At 62.6% G+C, this 6,978-nt stretch carries 6 protein-coding genes and 1 pseudogene; all 7 read left to right on the top strand.

Features of this window, described 5'->3' with window-relative positions; all coding sequences use genetic code 11:
- A partial coding sequence (locus tag AAAB16_RS16080; RefSeq protein ID WP_340664223.1) for a thymidine phosphorylase occupies nt 1–803 on the top strand: 803 nt, incomplete at its 5' end.
- Entirely contained in the window at nt 800–2,041 is a 1,242-nt protein-coding gene (locus tag AAAB16_RS16075; protein ID WP_340664222.1) for a phosphopentomutase, read from the top strand. The genes AAAB16_RS16080 and AAAB16_RS16075, both read left to right, overlap by 4 nt.
- A gap of 1 nt (nt 2,042) precedes the next feature.
- Entirely contained in the window at nt 2,043–2,759 is a 717-nt protein-coding gene (gene deoD / locus AAAB16_RS16070) for a purine-nucleoside phosphorylase (protein ID WP_340664221.1), read from the top strand.
- Nucleotides 2,760–2,808: 49 nt separating this feature from the next.
- On the top strand, nt 2,809–3,780 hold the full coding sequence (locus tag AAAB16_RS16065) for a S1/P1 nuclease (RefSeq protein WP_340664220.1): 972 nt from the start codon (nt 2,809–2,811) through the stop codon (nt 3,778–3,780).
- A 78-nt stretch (nt 3,781–3,858) separates the two neighbouring features.
- The gene (locus tag AAAB16_RS16060) at nt 3,859–4,950 is read left to right on the top strand and encodes an endonuclease/exonuclease/phosphatase family protein (protein WP_340664219.1); all 1,092 of its coding nucleotides are present in this window, start codon (nt 3,859–3,861) and stop codon (nt 4,948–4,950) included.
- 9 nt (nt 4,951–4,959) lie between these two features.
- Nucleotides 4,960–6,282 carry a TRZ/ATZ family hydrolase gene (locus AAAB16_RS16055; protein ID WP_340664218.1) on the top strand — a complete coding sequence of 441 codons (1,323 nt, stop codon included), beginning with the start codon at nt 4,960–4,962 and terminating at the stop codon, nt 6,280–6,282.
- Nucleotides 6,279–6,902 (top strand): annotated as a pseudogene (locus tag AAAB16_RS16050) (TetR family transcriptional regulator C-terminal domain-containing protein); the annotation flags it as partial. The gene AAAB16_RS16055 and the pseudogene AAAB16_RS16050, both read left to right, overlap by 4 nt.
- Nucleotides 6,903–6,978 lie beyond the last annotated feature (76 nt).

The following is a 6,978-nucleotide window of genomic DNA, read 5'->3' as shown; positions in this document are numbered from 1 at the left end:
CGGTGGAATCGATTGACCTGATCGTCGCCTCGATCCTCAGCAAAAAACTTGCTGCCGGCCTCGACGTATTGCTGATCGATGTGAAGGTCGGCAACGGCGCCTTTATGGCCCAAGCCAGCGATGCTTCGGCGTTGGCGGAAAGCATTGTCGCTGTGGCCAATGGTGCCGGTGTGCGCACCCGCGCGCTGATCACCGATATGAGCCAGCCGTTGGCGCGCTCGGCCGGCAATGCCTTGGAAGTGGAAGAAGCCATTGCCCTGTTGCAAGGCGACGTGCGTAGCCAACGCCTGTGGGATGTCACCCTGGCCTTGGCCGAGCAAACCTTGCTCTGTGCTGGTCTGGCCAGCACCGTGGAACTGGCGCGCGAGCAAGTGCTGGCCGCCTGGCAGAGCGGGGCGGCGTTGCAGCGTTTTGCCCAGATGATTACCGCCCTGGGTGGCCCGGCCGATCTGGTCGAGCGCCCGGACAATTACCTGCCAGCGGCGCCGGTGCTAATGCCGGTGTATGCCGCGCGTGAAGGCATTGTGCAAAGCATCGACACCCGCGCCGTGGGCATTGCCGTGGTCTCCCTCGGCGGTGGCCGCAGCGGCCCGCAAGACAGCATCGACCCCGCCGTTGGCCTCAGCCAATTGACCTTTGTCGGTGAAGCGGTTGGCCCCAATCGTCCCTTGGCCATGATCCACGCGCGCAACTTGGCCCAGGCCGAGTTGGCCGCCGCAGCGGTGCAAGCCGCCTATGTGGTGGACAGCGAAGCGTGCGAGGCCAGCGCATTGGTCTCTGGTTTGTGCCTGGAGGCTGTATGAAACGTGCCCTGCTGCTGGTGCTCGACTCTTTTGGTATTGGCGCCAGCGCCGATGCCGAGCGCTTCGGCGATGCCGGGGCGAATACCCTGCTGCATATCGCCGAAGCCTGTGCCCGTGGCGAAGCAGATAACGCCCAGCGTCACGGCCCGCTGAGCCTGCCAAACCTGGCTCGGCTTGGCCTTGGCCACGCCGCGGCGCTTAGCGGCGGCAGCTTCCCGCCGGGCTTTAGTGCCGACGTTGAGGTAGGGGGCGCCTATGGTTACGCCCGCGAACTCTCCAGCGGCAAAGACACCCCGTCCGGCCACTGGGAAATGGCCGGCGTGCCGGTGCTGTTTGAGTGGGGTTATTTCCATGAGCGCGAGAACAGCTTTCCGCCAGAATTGCTGGCGGCGCTGATCGAGCGTGGGCAACTGCCTGGCACCCTCGGCAATTGCCACGCCTCCGGTACCACCATTCTTGAACAGCTCGGCGACGAGCATGTGCGCAGCGGCAAACCGATTGTGTACACCTCGGCCGACAGCGTGCTGCAAATCGCCGCCCACGAAGAACACTTCGGCCTGGAACGCTTGCTCGCACTGTGCGAGCTGGCCCGCGAACTGTGCGACCCCTACAACATCGGCCGGGTGATCGCCCGGCCATTCCGGGGCGACAGCCCGGCGACTTACACGCGCACCGGCAACCGCCGTGACTACGCCGTACCGCCACCGGCACCCACCCTGTTGGATCGCCTGTGTGATGCCGGCGGCCAGGTGTACGCGGTGGGCAAAATCGGCGACATCTTTGCCCACCAGGGCATTAGCAAACTGTACAAAGCCGACGGCAACCACGCGCTGTTCGACGCCACCTTGCAGGCCTTGCACGAGGCGCCGGCCAACACCCTGGTGTTCAGCAACTTTGTCGACTTCGACATGCTCTACGGCCATCGCCGCGATATCGCCGGTTATGCCGCTGCCCTCGAAGCCTTCGACGTGCGCCTACCCGAGCTGTTGGCGCAGATGCAGCCGGGGGACTTGCTGATGCTCGCCGCCGACCACGGCTGCGACCCGAGCACACCCGGCAGCGACCACACCCGCGAACATATTCCCGTACTTGCCTGGGGCCATGGCGTAAGCGCCGGTAGCCTTGGCGAGCGCGAAACCTTTGCCGACATCGGCCAGACCCTGGCTGATTTTTTCGGACTGCCGTCGTGCTCCCACGGACGGTCTTTTCTTTCCCCAGCCCCTAGTGGAAACGCCTGAGATGCCTACTCCCCATATCGCCGCCCAGATGGGTGATTTTGCCGAAACCGTGCTGATGCCCGGCGACCCGCTGCGAGCGAAAATGCTCGCCGACACTTACCTCACCGAGGTGCAGCAGGTTAACGGCGTGCGCAATATGCTCGGCTACACCGGCCTGTATCAGGGCCAGCGCATTTCGGTGATGGGCTCGGGCATGGGCATTCCGTCGGTGTCGATCTACGCCCATGAGCTGTTTAGCCAGTACGGCGTTGAGCGGATTATTCGTGTCGGTAGCTGCGGCGCCACCCAGCCCCACGTCAAGGTGCATGACCTGGTAATCGGCATGGGCGCCAGTACGGATTCGGCGGTCAATCGCAAACGCCTGGGCGGTTTTGATTTCGCCGCCATCGCCGACTACCGCCTGCTTGAGCGTGTGGTGCAAAGCGCCGATGCCAGTGGCCAAGCGGTGCACGTCGGCAATGTGTTTTCCGCCGACCTGTTCTACGAGCCAGACCCGGCGCTGTTCGAGCGCATGACCAAGATGGGCATTCTTGCCGTGGAAATGGAGGCTGCCGGGCTGTATGGCGTGGCCGCTGAATTGGGCAAGCAGGCGCTGACCGTATTGACCGTTAGCGACCACATTCTTACCGGCGAAAAACTCAGCGCCCAAGCCCGCCAACAAGACTTCCACGACATGCTGCGCCTGACCCTCAATGCGTTGTGCCCGGCGGCTAACTAACTACCGGCAGGGCGGCCAGTTGCACGCCGCCGCCAAGGAGACTATGCGAATGAATGCGAGCAAAACCCTACGTAATGGCCTGTTCTTGGTAGCCGGCCTGTGGGCTGGCCAGGTGTTGGCTTGGGGGCAACAGGGCACGGCGCTGGTTGGTGAACTGGCCCAGCGGCAGCTCACCCCAGAGGCTAAAGCGGAGGCCGGGCGCTTGCTCGGGCTGATCAAGCAGAACGACTTTTCCGTGGTCGCCAACTGGGCCGGCAACCTTGACCAGAACCCGCAAACCAAAGCCCTGTGGGAAAAAACCAAAGACGAGCGCCTGGTGATTTACAAGGCCGACGACTGCGCCTATCAGCCGCCACGCGACTGCCCCAACGGCGTGTGCACCGTGGCCGCCATCGAGCGTAACCGTGCAGCCCTGGCCGACCCCAAAGCGCCGAACCAGGCGCGGCTGATGGCCCTGCTGTTTCTGATTCACCACGCCGCCGACGCCAGCTCACCGTTGAACAACAGCTTTAAAGACGACAAAGGCGGCTACGACTTCGCCGTTAAAGCCGGCGGCAAAACCTACAGCCTGCGCCAAGTGTGGGATGACTTCTTGCTCGGGCAAGCAAAGCTGGACGTCAAAGCCTATGCCGACAAACTGGAAAAAAGCCTGCCGGCGGTGGACAGCAAAGCCCCGGTGCAATGGTCGCAACAGGCTTGCCTGATCGTTCGTGACGGCGCTATCTACCCGGCCAAAGCCGCGGCCAGCCGCAAGCTGCCAACCAAGCGTGCCCTCGGTGACGACGACGACGGCGGCGTCGACTACGCGGCAAAAAATCAGGAATACAACCGCACCGGCAAGGACTACAGCCGTGGCGACAAATTGGTCGAAACCGGTGAGAAAAAGAGCAGCGCCGGCGGCGTCGACAGCGCCTATATGAGCCGCTTTATTCCCGTGGCCGAAGGCCAGGTTGGCCTGGCTTCCGTGCGCCTGGCGCAATTGCTTAACCAGGCTTTGGTGGCCGGTCGCCCAGCCCCTTAATTCACTGCCCATAACTGCTGATTCGGCCGGGTTTTCCGGCCGGGCTAGTCACCCTTTGCCCGCTGAAAGTGAGTTGCCATGAACTACATGAGCTTGCGCCCCCTGACCCTGCTGGTCGCCCTTGGCTTGGCCGGCTGCAGCCTGTTGCCCTCGTTTACCGCCAGCGAGCAGCGCGTGTCGCTGATGACCTACAACGTCGAAAACCTGTTCGACACCGTGCACGACGCCGGCAAAGACGACTTCGCCTACCTGCCGTTAACCGAGAAAAAAGCCCACCCGCAATACCTGGCTACCTGCACAAAAATCAGCGTGCCGGCCTGGCGTGAAGAGTGCGAAAAAACCGATTGGACCGAGGCCAAACTCGAGGAAAAACTTACCCGCCTGGCCGATGTGATTGGCCAGATCAACGACGGTCGCGGCCCGGATATCTTGCTGCTCGACGAGGTGGAAAACCTCAACGTGGTCGAGATGCTTAACGCCCGGTTAAGCAAGGCCGACTACCAGACCCGCGTATTGCTCGAAGGCTGGGATGAGCGCGGTATCGACACCGTGGTGCTCAGCCGTTTGCCGCAGTGGGATAAACCGATTCTGCACAAAGTGCCGTACCACGCCGAGAACGGCGATAGCTCGGAGAAAAACGGCAAAACCCGCGGCATTCTCGAAGTGCGCCTGCTGTTGCCCGACGGCCAGAAGGCCTCGGTATTTGCCGTGCACCTGCCCTCCGGTGGCGGCCCCGGCTACTTGCGGCGCCAGGCGGCGGACTATCTGGGCGTGCTGAAAAGCCAGCTGCCTGCCGATGTGCTGCCCATTGTTGGCGGTGATTTCAATATCAACGCAGGCGAGGAAAAAGAGCACGGCTACATCGCCAACCACCTGGCCAATAGCTGGAGCGTGTCGCACCTGATCGGCTGTACCGACTGCAAGGGCAGTTACTACTACCACCAACTGCGGCAATGGTCGTTCTTCGACATTTTGCTGTTCCCTAAAGAAATGACCGCCGATGGTTTTAACGGCTGGAAAGTCGACCCGGCGAGCATTCGTCTGGCCAACGCCAGCCGCTACCAAGTGAATAAATACGGCTCGCCCGCACGCTTTCAGGACGGCAAGTACCCGGACGGCGTCTCTGACCATTGGCCGCTGTACGCGGAAATCTACCGCAGCAAACCGTAGGGGAAGGCCATGAGCGACAACCTGTTCGACCTGATTCTGTTGCCCACCTGGCTAGTGCCGGTGGAGCCTGCGGGCGTGGTGCTGACCGACCATGGCCTGGCCATTGGTAATGGACGCATTGCCCGTATCGCCCCGCGTGACGAGCTGCTGGCCCTGGGCGCCTGTGAGGTGCGCGAACTGCCGGGAATGTTGCTGGCGCCAGGGTTGATCAACACCCACGGCCATGCCGCGATGAGCCTGTTCCGGGGTATGGCCGATGACCTGCCGTTGGAAACCTGGCTGCACGAACATATCTGGCCGGCGGAGAAAACCTGGGTCGACAGCGACTTTGTGCGTGACGGCACGGCACTGGCGATGGCCGAGCAACTCAAGGGCGGCATCACCTGTTTCTCCGATATGTACTTCTACCCGGAGGTGGTAACCGAACTGGTGGAAGCCACCGGTATGCGCGCGCAAATCACCATTCCGGTGTTGGACTTCCCGGTGCCGGGTGCGCCGGATGTCGATGAGGCTTTGCTGCACGGTTTGCCGCTGTTCGAAACGCTGCGTAACCACCCGCGTATTCGCATGGCCTTTGGCCCGCATGCGCCGTACACCGTCGGCGATGCGACCATGCTGCGGGTGCGTGATCTGGCCGCTGAGTTTGGTGCCGGCGTGCAAATGCATGTGCACGAAACGGCCGGCGAAGTGCAGGCGGCGGTGCAGGCCAGCGGTGAGCGGCCACTGGCGCGGCTGGCGCGCTTGGGCATGTTGGGCCCGCACTTCCAAGCCGTACACATGACCCAGATCGACGACAGCGACATTGCCCTGCTGCAAGCCAGCGGCGCCCATGTGCTGCATTGCCCGGAATCCAACCTCAAGCTGGCCAGTGGTTTTTGCCCGGTGGAAAAACTCTGGCAGGCCGGCGTCAATGTGGCGATTGGCACCGACGGCGCGGCCAGCAACAACGACCTCGACCTGCTTGGCGAAACCCGCACCGCCGCGTTGTTGGCCAAAGCGGTGGCCGGTTCCGCCACCGCGTTGAGCGCCCATAACGCCTTGCGCATGGCCACCTTAAATGGCGCGCGGGCCTTGGGCATGGGCGAGGATGTGGGTTCGCTGGAGGAGGGCAAGGCCGCTGACTTGGTGGCGTTTGACCTCTCCGGCCTGGCGCAGCAACCGCTGTACGACCCGGTGTCGCAACTGATCTACGCCAGCACGCGCGACTGCGTGCGGCATGCTTGGGTGGCGGGTGAGCAACTGCTCGATGATCGCCGCCTACTGCGCCAGGACGAGGCTGCGTTGCTGGCCATGAGTCACGTCTGGCAAGCACGGTTGGCAGGCGCGCAATGAACGGCCTGGCGCAGCGTGGCCCTGGGCGAGTGCGGCAGAACAACGAAGCGTTGCTGCTGGCTGCCGCCGAGGCCACCTTCGCCGAGCATGGTTTCAAAGGCGCCAGCACCGGCATGATCGCCGAGCGCGCCGGTCTGCCGAAAGCCAACCTGCACTACTACTTCGGCAGCAAGCAGGCGCTGTATAAGGCGGTGCTGACGCGCATTCTGCTGCTGTGGAAAGACAGTCTTGACTGCCTGAACGCCGACGACGAACCAGGCGAGGCGCTGGCCGGCTATATCCGTCACAAGCTGGAATTCTCCTGGCAGCAGCCGATTGCCTCCAAGGTGTTTGCCATGGAAGTGATCAGCGGCGGCGCCTGCCTGGAGGCGCTGCTGGATGAACAGTTTCGTGACTGGTTTGCCGGCCGCGTCGCAGTATTTCGCGCCTGGACAGCGGCGGGCAAGATGGACGCGGTCGATCCGCTGCACCTGATTTTTCTGCTCTGGTCCAGCACCCAACATTACGCTGACTTTGCCGTGCAAATTGGCAGTATGCTCAGCCAGCGCAACCCGCCAGAAGCGTGTCTGGACGAGGTGTGTGCGAGCTTGACCGGAATAATTTTGCAAGGCTGTGGCGTTAGGGTTGATAAAGCACGTCAGAGGCAGACGAACTCACCACGTTTTTCGAATATCCTCTCCTCCACTGGAGCAGGGC

Origin of the sequence: Pseudomonas sp. (genome assembly GCF_037994325.1) — a bacterium.
Classification (GTDB): Bacteria; Pseudomonadota; Gammaproteobacteria; order Pseudomonadales; family Pseudomonadaceae; genus Aquipseudomonas.
Note: the sequence above shows the minus strand (reverse complement) of the source record. Positions and strands in the feature narration are given on the sequence as shown.